General features: G+C 45.2%; 15 protein-coding genes and 1 pseudogene. 12 read left to right on the top strand and 4 right to left on the bottom strand.

Annotation, left to right across the window (positions count from 1 at the left end; translation table 11 throughout):
- Positions 1-129: 129 nt before the first annotated feature.
- Positions 130-294: pseudogene (locus FTU72_RS11215) on the top strand (nuclease); the annotation flags it as partial.
- 32 nt (positions 295-326) lie between these two features.
- Here FTU72_RS11215 and FTU72_RS11210 read toward each other — a convergent pair.
- The 3 genes from FTU72_RS11210 to paaZ form a co-directional block, all read right to left on the bottom strand.
- Positions 327-1,262, bottom strand: a complete 936-nt coding sequence (locus FTU72_RS11210) for a tRNA-dihydrouridine synthase (RefSeq protein ID WP_180034041.1) — start codon at positions 1,260-1,262, stop codon at positions 327-329.
- A 197-nt stretch (positions 1,263-1,459) separates the two neighbouring features.
- Positions 1,460-2,899: an MFS transporter gene (locus tag FTU72_RS11205; protein WP_180052842.1), complete on the bottom strand. Its 1,440-nt coding sequence runs from the start codon at positions 2,897-2,899 to the stop codon at positions 1,460-1,462.
- A 206-nt stretch (positions 2,900-3,105) separates the two neighbouring features.
- Positions 3,106-5,217 (bottom strand): phenylacetic acid degradation bifunctional protein PaaZ, encoded by a 2,112-nt coding sequence (gene paaZ / locus FTU72_RS11200; protein ID WP_180052843.1) that lies wholly within the window; start codon positions 5,215-5,217, stop codon positions 3,106-3,108.
- Between the two features lie 262 nt (positions 5,218-5,479).
- Between paaZ and paaA the strand changes: the two genes are divergently transcribed.
- The 11 genes from paaA (at position 5,480) to FTU72_RS11145 (ending at position 15,591) form a co-directional block, all read left to right on the top strand.
- Positions 5,480-6,424, top strand: coding sequence for a 1,2-phenylacetyl-CoA epoxidase subunit PaaA (gene paaA, locus FTU72_RS11195; RefSeq protein ID WP_180052844.1), 945 nt, complete (start codon positions 5,480-5,482; stop codon positions 6,422-6,424).
- 28 nt (positions 6,425-6,452) lie between these two features.
- Positions 6,453-6,740, top strand: a complete 288-nt coding sequence (paaB, locus tag FTU72_RS11190; RefSeq protein WP_004783374.1) for a 1,2-phenylacetyl-CoA epoxidase subunit PaaB — start codon at positions 6,453-6,455, stop codon at positions 6,738-6,740.
- A 16-nt stretch (positions 6,741-6,756) separates the two neighbouring features.
- On the top strand, positions 6,757-7,512 hold the full coding sequence (paaC, locus tag FTU72_RS11185) for a 1,2-phenylacetyl-CoA epoxidase subunit PaaC (RefSeq protein WP_004783372.1): 756 nt from the start codon (positions 6,757-6,759) through the stop codon (positions 7,510-7,512).
- Positions 7,513-7,540: 28 nt separating this feature from the next.
- The gene (gene paaD / locus FTU72_RS11180) at positions 7,541-8,041 is read left to right on the top strand and encodes a 1,2-phenylacetyl-CoA epoxidase subunit PaaD (protein ID WP_180003062.1); all 501 of its coding nucleotides are present in this window, start codon (positions 7,541-7,543) and stop codon (positions 8,039-8,041) included.
- A gap of 65 nt (positions 8,042-8,106) precedes the next feature.
- Positions 8,107-9,165, top strand: a complete 1,059-nt coding sequence (paaE, locus tag FTU72_RS11175) for a 1,2-phenylacetyl-CoA epoxidase subunit PaaE (protein WP_180052845.1) — start codon at positions 8,107-8,109, stop codon at positions 9,163-9,165.
- Positions 9,166-9,229: 64 nt separating this feature from the next.
- Entirely contained in the window at positions 9,230-10,021 is a 792-nt protein-coding gene (paaG, locus tag FTU72_RS11170) for a 2-(1,2-epoxy-1,2-dihydrophenyl)acetyl-CoA isomerase PaaG (RefSeq protein ID WP_180031824.1), read from the top strand.
- 442 nt (positions 10,022-10,463) lie between these two features.
- Complete coding sequence (gene pcaF / locus FTU72_RS11165; RefSeq protein WP_180052846.1) at positions 10,464-11,675, top strand: 3-oxoadipyl-CoA thiolase; 1,212 nt, start codon at positions 10,464-10,466, stop codon at positions 11,673-11,675.
- A gap of 58 nt (positions 11,676-11,733) precedes the next feature.
- Positions 11,734-13,026 (top strand): phenylacetate--CoA ligase PaaK, encoded by a 1,293-nt coding sequence (gene paaK, locus FTU72_RS11160; RefSeq protein WP_180052847.1) that lies wholly within the window; start codon positions 11,734-11,736, stop codon positions 13,024-13,026.
- 60 nt (positions 13,027-13,086) lie between these two features.
- Positions 13,087-14,028: a phenylacetic acid degradation operon negative regulatory protein PaaX gene (gene paaX, locus FTU72_RS11155; RefSeq protein ID WP_159123525.1), complete on the top strand. Its 942-nt coding sequence runs from the start codon at positions 13,087-13,089 to the stop codon at positions 14,026-14,028.
- Between the two features lie 42 nt (positions 14,029-14,070).
- On the top strand, positions 14,071-14,670 hold the full coding sequence (locus FTU72_RS11150; protein WP_179993128.1) for a gamma carbonic anhydrase family protein: 600 nt from the start codon (positions 14,071-14,073) through the stop codon (positions 14,668-14,670).
- Between the two features lie 141 nt (positions 14,671-14,811).
- On the top strand, positions 14,812-15,591 hold the full coding sequence (locus FTU72_RS11145) for a class I SAM-dependent methyltransferase (protein WP_179993127.1): 780 nt from the start codon (positions 14,812-14,814) through the stop codon (positions 15,589-15,591).
- Positions 15,592-15,646: 55 nt separating this feature from the next.
- Here the strand turns inward: FTU72_RS11145 and FTU72_RS11140 are convergent, their stop codons facing one another.
- The gene (locus FTU72_RS11140; protein WP_004783358.1) at positions 15,647-16,456 is read right to left on the bottom strand and encodes an inner membrane protein YpjD; all 810 of its coding nucleotides are present in this window, start codon (positions 16,454-16,456) and stop codon (positions 15,647-15,649) included.
- Positions 16,457-16,586 lie beyond the last annotated feature (130 nt).

Raw genomic sequence — 16,586 nt, 5'->3', positions numbered from 1 at the left:
GTTGAATTTCCTTGTCAGACATAGTGATCAACATCTCTAATTTATATCCAGTCCATGATGGTAAAAACCATCATAAACTAGACATTTTTATTGGTGAGAATATAGACACTTTAAATGGTTTCTAACATTCGGGGTGCAGGTTGGACAGATTATGTAAAAAGCTTTAATCAGCGAGTTATTTCTGACACCAAGATTAAACATATCCAGATTCGCTTGGAGAAGGAAGTACTAGAAAAATCCTGGAAAACCAACCGTGAACATGTTGCAAATTTAAACAGGCGGCAATCCGAATAAAAAAGCCTTTGAATCATTCAAAGGCTTTTTTCTTAATTTTTCGAGGCTTTTAGCTTTTCAGTAATTTCAACCAGCTGTTTAATCCGTTTAACCTCATCCCAGAGTGCTTTAGCTTCAGGATAATGCTTGGACATCATCCCCAACCATTGTTTGTAACGGCCGACCATATTCATTTCCTTTTTATAGGAACCATTCAGGAAACGGATTTGCAGTTTCAGTAGTTCATTCCAGGTGATGAGCGGCTCATCAGAATTCTGGCGAATACATTGGGTCAGATCAGGTGTAGTGACCGCACCACGGCCAATCATCAGGTCTTCACAGCCTGATTCTAGCTGACATTGCTTGGCATCGGTATTGGTCCAGATTTCACCATTGGCAATCACATTGATTTTTAGTGCTTCACGAATCGGTTGCAGTTGGTCCCAGAAGGCTGGCGGAGTATAGCCATCGGCTTTGGTTCGTGCATGGACAGTGACCCAGGCCGCTCCAGCATCTTCAATGGCATGGGCATTTTCCATCATGAAGTTGCGATCCATATAACCCAGACGCATTTTCGCCGAAACCGGGATATGTGCAGGCACTGCATCACGAACAGCTTTGACCAATTCATAGACGACTTCAGGTTCATCTAGCAGCACTGAACCACCACGGTGACGATTCACGGTTTTAGCTGGGCAACCGAAATTCATATCAATTGCAGGCGCGCCCATGGCAGCGACCTTCACTGCATTGGCTGCCAGCATTTCCGGATTATTTCCCAGAAACTGTACATGCACCGGCGTACCGGCAGCAGTTTTGCCCTCATTTAACAGTTCAGGGCAGTAGGTGTGATAGATATGATCTGGTAGCACCGAATCCGTGACACGAATAAACTCGGTTACACACCAGTCGAAGCTCCCAACGGATGTCAGTACATCACGCATAATCGGGTCAGTTAAGCCTTCCATGGGTGCAAGAACAAGTTTCAACGGTCAACACCTGTTAATTCGAAAAACGGTGTTATACGGCTTTTTGGTGGGAAAGTCCAGGCAGTTTAATTTTCATATGAATTGCAGAAAAAGATTGAGTGTGAATGAGTATCTATTGATCTTTTGCTATCTAAATAAAAAACCTTAAATCGGCTGATTTAAGGTTTGGATTTAAAGCTTGAAAATCTAATATTGTCTTAATCGACCAGCTTTTCAACTTTCATGCTTTCACGATAATACTGACAGCCTTTATACAGTAGGAATACACCAATCAGGCCGGCTATCGCATTGACGATAGAAATTGAATTCCCCACCATTAGGGTATTTTCATAATATCGGTCTGTAATCAGCGCCACCGCAGTTGTACCCACACCGAGTGCAATCAGGTTAGAAATCAACAGGAATTTGGCTGATACCTGAGAGCGCAACTGGTTTGGTGTCAACATCTGGGTAGCAGCGGCTGATGCTGGAATCGGGAAGGTGGAGAAGAACATCGCGACAAAGATCAGTGCGAATGAAAGCTGCATATTGTCGACTTGGGTAAACAGCACGCTTGGAATGATCAGGGCAGCACAGCCAATTGCACCGGCACGGATTGCTGCATCGCTATAGCCACGTTTAGAAAAGAAGTCGATGAGCCAGCCACAGAATAAGGCACCTGAAGTATTTGCAACAAGAATAATACTTCCAAGGATATATCCGGTCTGGCTTGCATCCAGGCCAAAGTGACGCATGTAGTAGGCCGGTGCCCAGCCGAGCAGGGAATACAGCATCATAGTATAGAAAGAGAAGCCAATAAAATGACAGAAGAAAGTCTTTTTATGGGTTTTAATAAAACCGATGGAATTCTTAAAAGATGCTTTAACGGCGACACCATTCGCATCCATTTTGAGGCCTTTACGTTCTGGTTCACGTACGGTCAAAATCATCAGTAATGCCAGCAATACACCCGGTAAACCGACAATCATAAAGGTCAGCTGCCAGGTTTTGATTTCACCGATCACCGGTAAAGTGACAAAGCTCACATCTTTGAGCAGACCAATCACATAACCACCGATCAGGAAAGCCAGTCCTGAACCGATAAAAGCACCAATGGCATAAACACCCAGCGCACGGCCTAGTTTATGTTTAGGAAACAGATCCGCCACGATTGAGTAAAAAGCAGGAGATAGGGCTGCTTCACCTGCACCGACACTAAGGCGAGCCAGGAACATCTGGATAAAGTTTTTACTGAGGCCACAGGCTGCAGTGGCCAGACTCCAGAAAGCGATCCCAACCGAAATAATTTTCACACGTGATTTCTTGTCGGCCAGTGCGGCGATCGGTACGCCCATAAAGGCATAAAACAGCGAAAAGGCCAGCCCCTGTAATAGGCTGAACTGGGTATCACTGAGCATCAAGTCGGCCTTAATCGGCTCAATCATCAGAGATAAAATCTGACGGTCTACGAAAGACAGAATGTAGGCCACCATACAGATGATTACCACATACCATTGATAGCTGCTACGTTCCGGAGTTGCTGGTGGAATTTCTGTAGCTACCTGTTCAGGGATAGGCGTAGTAATTTTTAGATGAGAATCGAGTGGTTGGACGTCATTGTCAACCTTGTCTATGACCAATGTTTTTTCATTCATCATGCAACATCCTGTGCAAGTTATAGTGATTGGTTTATTTGATACAAATTTAATTATTTTTATTTTTAATGTGTATCAATTAATCTAATCTAGGAGTAATTTGCATAGCCGTCAATATGTCGGGATTAAAAAGATACAATTATTTTTAAATCAATAAAAAAAGGGAATCAAATAGATTCCCTTTTGCTTTAAATATCTGAAAATAGTGCTTAAGCGGCTTTTTCCACGAGAGTCAGGATGTCATAGGTCGCGACCAGTTCATTGCGCTGGTTTTTCACTTTGATATCCCAAACCACGACACCGTGCGGTTTTTGCTCATCACGCAGTGGTTTAGGGGTTTTCTGCTTGCAGGTCAGTTCTACCTGAATGGTATCGCCAATTTTCACCGGTTCTACGAAGCGAAGGTTATCCATACCGTAGTTAGCAATGACAGGACCCGGAGCGGCATCAACAAACAGACCAGCAGCGGCAGAGACAATGAAGTAACCATGTGCGACGCGTTCACCGAACAGGGATTCCGCAGCCGCAATCTTATCCATATGTGCATAGAAGTAATCACCACTTAAACCACCAAAGTTGACAATATCAGCTTCAGTAATGGTACGGCGTGCAGTCAGCAGGCGTTCACCGATCCGCAGTTCATCAAAGGATTTCTTGAATGGATGCACGCGGTCTTCAAATACCTCCGCACCCGCGGTCCAGCTATGACCGACCTGAGTCAGCACATTTGGTGAGCCTTGAATAGCAGTACGCTGCATATAGTGTTTCACTGCACGCAGACCACCGAGTTCCTCACCACCGCCAGCACGCCCCGGACCACCATGCACTAACAATGGCAGTGGTGAACCATGACCGGTACTTTCCTTAGCGCTTTCACGATCCAGAATATGCACACGACCATGCCAAGGCGCGATCTTGCTGAGTAGCTGTTCAATATTTTCATCCTGGTTACGCACGATTGAAGCAACCAGACTGCCTTCACCACGAGCTACTAATGTTGCCAGTTGTGGTAGGTTACTATAGGGCATCAATGTAACCACTGGGCCAAAGGCTTCGATATTATGAATCTGCTGGGCCTGAACCGGATCTTTACATAAAAGCACTGTTGGTGGATAGAAAGCAGATTTTTCTGGATGTGCGACCTGGATGGCAAAGTCCTGGCGCAGGTGGCTACCCATGATGATTTCAGCTTCCTGTGCCAGCTGTTCTACCTTGGCAGCAACATCATGCTTCTGTTTAACGCTGGCCAGAGCACCCATGGTTACGCCGTCCTGTGCAGGATCACCCATGACCACTTTCTGTAGTTTCTCAGTCAGGCGTTGCTGTACGGTATCGAGCAATGCTGCTGGCACAAAGGCACGACGAATTGCAGTACATTTTTGTCCGGCCTTGGTTGTCATTTCACGGAAGACTTCACGCACAAACAGGTCAATGGTTTCATCGTTGGCTTGCTGGGTCAGGATGGCACTGTTTACCGAGTCGGCTTCCATGCTGAATGGAATAGAGTGGGCATTCAGGTGCGGATGCGCACGCAGTTTCTGGCCGGTAGCAGCCGAACCTGTGAAGGTTACCGTATCCTGTGCATTCAGGTGATCAAACAGGTCATAAGTCTGCCCGCAGATCAGCTGAAGGGTGCCTTCTGGCAGTAAATTGCTGGCTAAAATGTCTTTAACGACTGCATGTGTCAGTTCTGCGCCTTCTGTTGCTGGCTTGACAATACAAGGTACGCCGGCTAGTAGAGTAGGTGCAATTTTTTCCAGCATGCCCCAGATCGGGAAGTTAAAGGCATTAATATGCACTGCTACACCAGCTTTTGGGCTCAGGATATGTTTGGCACCAAAGCTACCCTGTTTGGATAGTGGAATCCAGGCATCTTCAACCAGTGCCGTTTCATCGCTGAGTTCACGGCGAACCAGACTTGAATAGGCAAACAGGGTGCCAATCCCACCTTCAATATCAATCCAGGCATCTTTGCGGGTACAGCCGGTTGCGGCTGCCAGGCGGTAATAATCTTCCTTACGTTCCAGTAAATATTGTGCCACCTGTTTCAGAGCATTAGCACGCTGGTGGAAAGTCCAGTGGGCAATGGCTGCACCCTTCTGTTTGGCATATTGCACCACATTATGCATGTCGATACCGTGACTGCTGACCTGATAAATCGCTTCACCGCTAATAGCGTGATAAACCGTACGCAAGTCATTTTGTGCGCTATGTTCACCACCTAAAACCAGTGAACTCAATACTTTAACTTTAGCTGAGTAATTCGCCTGTGTGTCGTCCTGAAGATCTGTGCTCTGGGTAGTGCTGTCCAGTTCCAACATTGTATAACTCCATTTATGATACGTTATTGAGTTTATTTTTACTTTTGATGTTTCATAAATTGCAATCAAAAAGCTTAAATGTCAATCATAATCCGCAAACAAAAAAGTAACTTTCATGTAATTAAAAATTTAAAAATATTAAAAACAATAGCTTAATTAAAAATGCTTTTAAAAAATATATGATACTTAAAAAATAGTATTGATTTTATATTTGTATCGTTTTAATTTGAGTGTATCAGCACTTGGGATAAGTGAGACAAACATGAATAAGCAACAACAAACATTCGATCAGAAGATAGAGCAGGACATTTCTATTGAAGCGAAGGACTGGATGCCGGATGCCTATAGAAAGACCCTGATTCGCCAGATTGGCCAGCATGGACATTCAGAAGTGATTGGTATGTTGCCAGAAGGGAACTGGATTACCCGCGCACCGACTTTGAAACGTAAAGCGGTATTGCTGGCTAAAGTACAAGATGAAGCCGGGCATGGCCTGTACCTGTACAGTGCAGCAGAAACGCTTGGTGCAGACCGTGATGACATGATGGAAAAGCTGATTGCTGGCCGCATGAAATACTCATCCATTTTTAACTATCCAACTTTGACCTGGGCAGATGTAGCGGCGATTGGCTGGCTGGTAGATGGTGCTGCAATCGTCAATCAGGTGGCGTTATGCCGTACCTCTTATGGTCCTTATGCACGTGCCATGGTGCGTATCTGTAAAGAAGAAAGTTTCCATCAGCGTCAAGGTTTTGAAGCCATGATGCAACTGGCAGAAGGTACACCAGAACAGAAACAGATGGCACAGGATGCAGTGAACCGTTTCTGGTGGCCGGCACTGATGATGTTTGGTCCAAGTGATGACAATTCTCCAAACAGTGCACAAAGCATGCAGTGGAAAATCAAATTATTCAGTAATGATGCATTGCGTCAGAAATTTGTCGACAACACCGTGCCGCAAGTATTGCAGCTTGGCCTGACTGTGCCGGACCCAGACCTGAAGTTTAATGAAGAAACAGGCCACTATGAATTTGGTCAGGTGAACTGGGATGAGTTCTTCGATGTGCTGGCAGGTAAAGGTCCATGTAACCATGAACGTATCGAAGCGCGTCGCAAGGCTTGGGAAGACGGCAAATGGGTGCGTGAATCAGCAGCAGTTTATGCCAGCAAGCAACAGCAGCAGTCAGATCAACAAAAAATCGCTTAAGGCAACGGAATAGCACAAGGATATGCAAATGAACAAGAATAACTGGTCTTTATACGAAGTATTTATTCGCAGCAAACAGGGTCTGAGCCACCGTCATGTCGGCAGCCTGCGCGCCCCTGATGATGAAATTGCCCTGCAAAATGCCCGTGACGTCTATACCCGTCGCAATGAAGGTGTAAGTATCTGGGTCGTGAAATCTGAACTAATTACCTCATCTCAACCAGATGAAAAATCGGAGTTTTTTGATCCTTCATTGAACAAGGTCTACCGTCATCCGACCTTCTATCACATTCCAGATGGCATCGAACACATGTAAGGTGGAGGAAAGAGCAATGACGAATCAGGTATTGGCACAATTTTTACTGCATGTTGGCGACAGCCAACTCATCCTTTCACACCGTCTGGCAGAGTGGTGCGGTCACGCACCGGAGCTGGAGCTGGATATTGCATTGGCAAATATCGGTTTGGACCTGCTGGGTCAGGCACGTACCGCGTTGAGTCTAGCCGGTGAAATTGAAGGGCAAGGTCGTGATGAAGATAAACTGGCCTATTTCCGTACCGAGCGTGAATACCGTAACTTACTGCTATGCGAACAGCCAAATAATGACTTCGGTCAAACTATCGTACGTCAGTGGTTGATGGATCATTACCATGCTTTGCTGTTTGCAGCCCTGAGCAATAGCAGGAATGAAGAGATTTCCTCATTCGCCATCAAGTCGCTGAAAGAAGTGAAATACCATTTGCGTTTTTCAACCTCATGGATGGAACGCCTGAGCTTAGGTACAGCAGAAGCTCATGAAAAAATCCAGAATGGTCTGAATCAGCTATGGCGTTTTACCGAAGAGTTGTTCAGCCTGACTGCAGATGAACGTCAGCTGGTTGATGCTCACCTGATTCCGGATGTGGAACTGCTGAAACCGAAATGGTTGGAAAGCATATCTGCTGAGTTGCAACGTTTTGAACTGAGCTTGCCAGAAAGTGGTGCTTACCGTAGTGGCGCCAAGCAGGGACTACATACCGAACATCTGGGTTATGTACTGGCGGAACTGCAATATATGCAGCGCAGCTATCCAGGCATGAACTGGTAAATCCAGCACATCACAGGGAGTGAGTGGCATGAACTTGATTAGACATGTAGAAGATCAATGCTGGGAGGTCCTGGCACAGGTTTCCGATCCGGAAATTCCAGTCCTGTCAGTCCTTGACCTGGGCATGATTCGTGGAGTGGAGATCAACCCACAGGATGAAATCGTGGTTCGATTGACCCCCACTTATAGTGGCTGTCCGGCAACCGATCTGCTCAAGGCGGAAATCACCCAGGCATTTGCAGCACATGAGCTGACGCCGGTCAAAGTCGTGGTCGATCTGTCAGAAGCATGGACTACTGACTGGATGAGTGAGGAAGGTAAACATAAATTGCAGCAATACGGTATTGCTCCACCTAAAGGTGAATCGAATAGCTGCGGCACTCATGTTGCACTCAGTGATGGTATCCAGTGTCCACATTGCCATAGCCATCACACTCGACTACTCAGTGAATTCAGTTCAACCGCTTGCAAGGCGCTGTACAAATGTCAGGAATGCCTGGAGCCGTTTGACTATTTTAAATGTATTTAAGGGCTTAAGCGCACAAGCCATAACAATAAAGCGTGAGATCGCCACAGCTTAAGAAGGATTTTGAAATGAGCCAGTTTATTCCGTTAACCATTAAATCTATTCAGCCTCAGACTGAACAGGCAATTTGCATTGCTTTTGAACTGAGTCCAGAACATGCCGAAAATTTTCAGTATCAGCCGGGCCAACACCTGACCATCCGTCATATGACAGGACAGGAAGAATTGCGCCGTTGCTATTCGATCTGTAGCGATAGTGATGAAGACATGAGTATTGCGATCAAGAAAATTGATCAGGGCCAGTTCTCGACCTGGGCCAATGAAAATCTGAAAGTCGGCGATGTACTGGAAGTGATGCCACCACAAGGTGTGTTTTTCCAGAAAGCGGCCAAGGCTGGTGGCAAACACTATCTGGGCTTTGCTGCAGGTAGTGGCATTACACCAATTTTGTCTATTGTCAAAGCAGTGTTGAGCCGTAAGCAAGATGCCACTTTTACACTGGTTTATGGTAACCGTTCCTGGAAACAGACCATGTTCTCTGAACAGATCATGGATCTGAAAGACCGCTTTAAAGAGCGTTTGCAACTGATCAATATTTTCTCGCGTGAGCTAAATGACAGCGAGATTTTCAATGGTCGTATTGATGAAGAAAAATTGCAGCAGTTGTTCCAGGCGGGCCTGATTCCAGCAGAAACTGATCACTGCTTTGCTTGTGGTCCTGAAGAAATGATGAATGCGGTAGAAACCGTATTGCCAACCCTTGGGATCGAACGCAGCAAAATTCACACCGAACGCTTTAATACCGGTACTGCACCAAAAGCCTCTGCGCAGCAGATCGAAAGCCGTACCGAGGAAAAGGTCAACATCATTCTGGATGGTCGTGAGCTGATCATTGAAGTGTCCAAACAGGATGACAGCATTCTGGATGCGGCTTTACGTGCTGGTGCAGATCTGCCATATGCCTGCAAGGGCGGGGTATGCGCAACCTGTAAATGTAAGGTGCTGCAAGGTGAAGTGGAAATGGCAATCAACTATAGCCTGGAAGAAGAAGAAATCCAGAAAGGTTATGTGCTGAGCTGTCAGGCGCGTCCAACCACTCGAAATGTTCGTCTCAGTTTCGACGAGTAAAGATTTTAAATTAAGCACCATGCAGATAAATGCATGAACGAAATAGAAACTTAAAAGGTGTGTAATGGATTACCAAACAATTATTGTTGAAGAAAAAAATGCAGTGGGCTACCTGACTTTTAATCGTCCTAAACAGCTCAACAGTTTTAATGAAACCATGCATCAGGAAGTATCTTCTGTCGTAAAACGCTGGGCGCAAGATTCAGCAATTCGCGCAGTGGTGATTTCTGCAGAAGGTCGTGGTTTCTGCGCTGGTCAGGACCTGAACGACCGTGTAGTAGATCCAAATGCTGATGCTCCAGATTTAGGTTTATCCATTGAAAAATACTACAACCCGCTGATTAAACTGATTACTGAAATGCCAAAACCGGTGATCTGTGCCGTAAATGGTGTAGCAGCGGGTGCAGGTGCCAATATTGCTCTGGCTTGTGACATCGTGGTAGCAGCGAAATCTGCTTCATTTATTCAGGCCTTCTGCCGTCTCGGTCTGGTGCCAGATTCAGGGGGTACCTGGTTCCTACCACGCCTGGTTGGCCGTGCCCAAGCGATGGGTCTGGCGATGCTGGGTGACAAAATCTCGGCTGAACGTGCACTGCAACTCGGCATGATCTGGCAGGTAGTTGAAGATGATCAGTTAAAAGCAGAAGCTGAAAAAATGGCTGAACATCTGGCGACTCAGCCGACTTATGGTCTATCCCTGATCAAGAAAGCGATTCATGCCGCTGCAGACAATAATCTGGATGAGCAACTGATTCTGGAGCGGGATCTGCAACGTCTGGCGGGCCGTTCTAATGATTATCGTGAGGGCGTTCAGGCCTTTATGCAAAAACGCACACCACAATATAAGGGCTGCTAAATCTGCCGGAGATGGATTTGACTCGGCTCAAAGTTGTTGGATTTTTTCCTTTCAGTTATCGCTTAGCAACTTGGTCGAGTTGAATTATTCCTGACAGGTATGAATATGATACCTATTTGGTCTGATGGTTAGCTAGGTCCTATGTTATATGTAGTAGTACCCTGATAGTAAATGAAATCTGAAAATATAGATTTATGCACTATTTTTCTACTCAAGATGTTGATTTTTGAATTATTTTTTATTTTATTTATTCAAAAAAATGATTTGGATGAGTAAATGGAATTTAATATGTCAGGAATTTACAAATATTAAAAAATATGTATCGTATTTTTGGTTAAGAGTGATACAACCTGGTATATATTGAACTAAGCAGACAGCGCTAGGACAGGCGCAACAAGTATCGCCAACAGACTGAGGTATGGCGAGCTAAGGAACAAGAACGATGGAACATGTTTATATTTTTGACGGTATTCGTACCCCAATTGGTCGTTACGCAGGTGGTTTGAGCAGTATTCGTACTGATGACCTTGCTGCTTTACCGATCCAGTATTTAAAACAGCAGCATCCCAACCTGCCATGGGTGGAAGTCGATGAAGTGATTTTAGGCTGCGCCAATCAGGCAGGTGAAGATAATCGTAATGTGGCGCGTATGGCTACACTCTTGGCTGGCTTGCCGGAAAGCGTACCGGCGATTACCGTAAACCGTCTCTGTGCTTCCGGTCTGGATGCTGTTGGTTTGGCAGCACGTGCGATTAAATCGGGTGAAGCGCAGTTCGTAGTGGCGGGTGGTGTGGAATCGATGAGCCGTGCGCCATTCGTACAATCCAAGCCAACCACAGCATTTAGCCGTACTCCGGAAATTTATGACACCACCATTGGCTGGCGTTTTATCAATCCAAAATTTAAAGCTGGCTTCGGCGTAGATAGCATGCCGGAAACAGCAGAAAATGTGGCTGAAAAATATCAGATTAATCGTGAAGATCAGGATCTGTTTGCTTATCGTAGCCAGCAAAAAACTGCACAGGCACAGCAGAATGGTATTTTTCAGGCAGAAATCCTGCCAGTGGAAATCAAGGGCGCTAAGGGTTCTACTCGGGTGATTGCTGAAGATGAACATCCACGTGCCGATACTACTTTAGAAAAGTTATCTTCTCTAAAAGCACCATTTCGCAAGGAAGGTGGTTCGGTAACTGCGGGTAATGCGTCTGGTGTCAATGACGGTGCAGCCTGTGTGCTACTGGGTAATAGATATTTCGCAGAACAATATGGACTGAAACCGCTAGTACGAGTAGTAGGAATTGCCAGTGCAGGTGTAGAGCCACGCTATATGGGGATTGGACCAGTACCAGCGATACAGAAAGTATTAAAACAGACAAACTTAAGTCTGGAACAGATGGATGTGATCGAACTGAATGAAGCCTTTGCCGCACAGGCACTTGCAGTGCTACGTGAGCTAGGCCTTCAGGATGATGATCCACGAGTCAATCCAAACGGGGGTGCTATTGCCCTTGGCCATCCACTCGGAATGAGCGGTACACGACTCGTGATTACTGCCATGAAAGAATTACAACGCAAGCAAGGAAAATATGCCCTTTGTACCATGTGTGTCGGTGTTGGACAGGGTGTCGCACTGATTCTGGAAAATGTGGCTTAAGGACTGAATCAAAAGAGAAATCATCAGCAGTCAGGATGACTGCAGCAGGAGCAAGAATATGAATAACAATGCAATGGAACAAATTGAAACCGCTTCAGTAGATGAATTACGTAGCCTGCAACTGGAACGTATGAAAAAAACGCTGCAGCATGCCTATCAGAACAGTACGGTTTACAAGAAAAAGTTTGATGAAGCGGGTGTCCATCCGGATGACTTAAAATCACTGGAAGACCTGGCAAAATTCCCGTTCACCACCAAGCAGGATCTGCGCGAAAACTATCCATTTGGCATGTTTGCTGTGCCTCAGGAGCAGATTGTCCGTGTACATGCTTCTTCAGGTACTACAGGTCAGCCGACTGTAGTCGGTTATACCCAGAATGACATTACGACCTGGTCAGATGTGGTGGCACGTTCGTTACGTGCAGCAGGACTCAGCAGTAAAGATACGATTCAGGTATCTTATGGTTACGGCCTGTTTACTGGTGGTCTAGGTGCACATTATGGTGTAGAACGTCTGGGCGCTACCGTAATTCCAATGTCAGGTGGCCAGACCGACAAGCAGGCCCAGCTGATTCATGATTTCAAGCCAACAGCTTTAATGGTCACTCCATCATACTGTCTGAACATTATTGAATGTCTGGAGAAAAAATTCGGAACTGCCAAAGACTGTTCAATCAAGACAGGTATCTTTGGTGCAGAGCCATGGACCAATGAAATGCGCCGTGAAATTGAAGAACGTCTGGGTATTGATGCACTGGATATTTATGGCCTTTCTGAAGTGATGGGGCCGGGTGTGGCGATGGAATGTCTGGAATCCAAAGATGGTCCTACCATCTGGGAAGATCACTTCTATCCTGAAATTATCCATCCGGAAACTGGTGAAGTATTACCTGATGGTGAGCTGGGTGAACTGGTATTTACCACCATTACCAAAGAAGGTATGCCGGTAATTCGTTACCGTACCCGTGATCTGACACGCTTATTGCCAGGTACAGCGCGTACCATGCGTCGTATGGACAAGATTGTCGGTCGCAGTGATGACATGATGATTATTCGTGGCGTGAATGTGTTCCCATCACAGATTGAAGAGCAAATCCTGCATATTCCGCAGCTTATTCCAAATTATCAGATTCAGATTTGTAAACAGGGTCATCTGGATACATTGCATATTCGTACCGAAATGCGTAAAGATAGTGCTATAAATATGACACACCAATTGGCAAATCAGCTGAAAGTACAAATCAAGACCATGGTCGGGATTAGTGTCAGTGTGGAAGTTTTACCGGAAGGTAGCTTGCCACGTTCTGAAGGTAAGGCTCAGCGGGTGTTTGATATCCGAAAGTCCGCTTAAATACGTCTGGATGACAGGCTCAGGTCTGTCATCCGGCTTTAACAAGGTAAATTGAACGTAATGAATCCGAAATTAAAACAAGTAATTGATGATTTCATTCAGAATGAGACCCTCAGTGGAACCTCATTGGTAATGACGATTTTTGGTGACAGTATTTATCACCGCGGGGGAGTCATTAGTCTTGCCAGCCTGATTCAGCTGATGGATGTATTCGGCTTCAATGAGCGTTCTGTGCGTACCGCCGTATTCCGTCTGGTACAAAATGGCTGGCTGAGTTCTGAAAAAATTGGCCGCACCAGTTATTACCGGATTACCGAAAGCAGCCGTCAGCGTTTTATTACCGCAGACCAGAAAATTTACAGCTTCCAACATAATGAATGGGATCAGAAATGGGATCTGGTTCTGCTCAGTTCAGTTGAACTGGAAAATAAACAGACACTGAAAAAAGAACTGGAATGGTTGGGCTTTGCCAATATCGCGACCAATGTCATGGCCTATCCGGGTTGTGATCAGCAGAAACTGCAAAACCTTTTACTGAATAACAAGATGACCGATCAGGTGGTAGTATTCCGTGCTGAAACTTTACAGCTTTGGCAGGAATCTTATCCGACCATTAAACGCATGGTTGAAACCAATTGGCCAATCCCGGAATTGCATCAGCGTTATGAAAAATTTATTAGTGATTTCCGTGAATTTTTCTATCTGGTGGAAAATGAAGAGGAACTGGATCCAGTACAAGCCTTTCAGATCCGTATCCTGCTGATCCACCAGTATCGCCGTATTTTACTGAAAGACCCGAATCTGCCATTTGAACTGTTACCAACAGACTGGTTGTCACTGATTGCACGTAACTTAAGTACCAATCTATATCAGGCAGTATTTGCAGCAGGAGATGAGTTTTTCCTGGAGACTGCCCGGACAGCGGAAGGCCTTATGCCACCTGCACATCCACAATTTTATAAACGTTTTGGTGGCTTAAAGCAGCCGGAATTGACTTTTTAATATTTTAAAAAATCATGAATGTAATAGCTCAAGGAGGAGTCTATGCCATGTTATGCGATTGATGGGGTGATTCCTGTCGTCAGCCCTGAAGCTTATATCCATCCTACGGCTGTGCTGATCGGTGATGTGATCATTGAAGCCGGAGTTTATATTGGTCCGTTCGCTTCGCTGCGTGCCGATTTTGGCCGGATTCATATCCAGAAAAATGCCAATGTCCAAGACTCCTGTACCATCCATGGATTTCCGGACAGTGTGACCTTGGTTGAAGAATATGGCCATGTCGGTCATGGTGCCATTCTGCATGGCTGCGTGGTACGAAAAAATGCCCTGATCGGTATGAATAGTGTGATTCTGGATGAGGCCGAAATCGGGGAGAATGTCATTGTTGGGGCCAACAGTACAGTTAAGGCCAAATTCAAAGTGCCAGCAAATAATCTGGTACTTGGCAGTCCGGCAAAAGTAGTTCGGCCCTTAGAAGAAAAAGAAATTGCCTGGAAAAGCCATGGCACCGAGCAATATATCCAGCTCACTGCACGTTGCTTGAATACCATGCAGGAAGTAAAAGCTTTAACCGAAAATTCCGCAGAGCGACGTAGTTATCAGAACTTTAAAGCGGATTATCAAATCAAGCAAAATAGTTAAACTCGCTGATTTTTAAAAAATTTAGATAATTAAAATACGCTAATTTTTTAGTTTTAAAAATTATTGGAAATGAAACCAAATTCCTATTGTCGCCTTTCCGGATCGAGTTAAGCTGTTAGAAAACAGGTCAGGAAAGTGCAGATGGAAAGGCGGGAATTTAAAGACCATTTCTCCCAGCAGTCCCAAGATTATGCCTTGTTTCGCCCGCATTATCCGGACACTTTGGGGAAGATGCTGGCAGAGCTATCAACGAGTACCAAATTGGCTTTAGACGTCGGCTGTGGCTCAGGACAGTTTTCAGAGGTTTTGGCGCATTATTTTGATCAGATCATTGCCATTGATGCGAGTAGCGAACAAATCGCACAGGCCAAACCTCATCCGAAAATTCAATATCATCAGGCCTTAGCCGAAGAAATCCCATGTGTTGACCAGAGTGTAGATCTGATTTCAGTCGCACAAGCTGCCCATTGGCTGGATCTGGACAAGTTCTATGCGGAAGTTCGCCGTATTGCAAAATCCAATGCCATTCTGGCTCTTATTAGTTATGGGGTATTCAGCATTGATGAAGAACATCTGAATCATTATTTCAGACATTTTTATGAAGTGACGATCGCACCCTATTGGGCACCTGAACGTCGCCATGTCGATGAAGGATACAAAAATCTGCCATTTCCATTTCAGGAAATTTCTGTACAGCCGCCGGTATTACAAGTCGAGTGGAACTTTTACCAACTGATAGGCTATATGAGTACCTGGTCAGCCGTAAAAGCAGCCACCCAGGCACTCGGACATAATCCGCTGAATGTACTGGCAGATGCCTTATTGCCAGAATGGGAAGATCCAGAATTGCCCCGGGTGGTGAGTTGGCCGCTATCGCTACGAGTGGGAAGGATAAATCCAGATCAAGAAAAGGATAATTAAATAAAAAGCCCAGTCTTAGCTGGGCTTTTATAATACCGATCGAAGATCAATCAGCTTATTTGTTTAACAGCATTTCTAGCACAAATTTGGAACCGATAAAGCCGAGCGCCAGCAGGCCAAACCCAAGCAGGGTAAAGCGCACTGCTTTCTGACCACGCCAGCCAAATTTCCAGTGGCCAATCAGTAATGCACCATAAACCAGCCAGGACACAATACTAAAGGCAGTCTTATGGGCCAGATGCTGGGCAAAGAAATTATCGATGGTAAAGAAGCCAAAACCCAATGCCAGTGTCAGTAAAATGAAACCGGTCATCAGCATATCGAACAATAAAGATTCCATATCCTGATAGGAGGGCAACAGATTAACCCAAACCCGACGTTTCTGTTTTTTCTTCAGTTCACGATCCTGAAACCGCAAAATGACGGCCTGAATCGTCGCCATCAATAACACAGCATAAGCGGATAGGGACAAGATAATATGAATATCCAGGCCTAGAGAATTCTGTGCAATGACTTTCGCTGGCTGGGTGAAACTGAAACCGAGAATTAGGCCGGTTGCAGCGACGGGAATACCAATCAGGTTTAGCGCAATAATCGGCCGATAGGTACTGTAAATGATACTTAGCAGCAGCATTAGCCCTGACGTAAAGGAAAGTAAGGCAAATACATCATAATTCATCCCCATCGGGGTATACATGTCACCTGATAAAACCAAAGCATGCAGTACCAGTCCAACTAAAGCTGTTAAGCCGACAAACCATTGATTTGGAGTACGTTTAGTCATTAAATGAATGAACAGATACCAAAAAGAGGAGGTATAAGCGATTAATGCTAAGATCGTGTAAACCAAGGGTAGGCTAAGCATGTCAAACCTTTTTAAGGGTGATGAATATTCATTTATATAAATTCAGTGCGAACTACAGTATCCTATAGCATTCTATGCATAAATTTTCTATTTTAAGAAACAATTTTTTGCTACTGGCTATTTTAAGCGG

The sequence above is a fragment of the Acinetobacter sp. YH12137 genome (genome assembly GCF_013418535.1).
Lineage (GTDB): Bacteria > Pseudomonadota > Gammaproteobacteria > Pseudomonadales > Moraxellaceae > Acinetobacter.
This window is presented reverse-complemented; position numbering and strand designations above follow the sequence as displayed.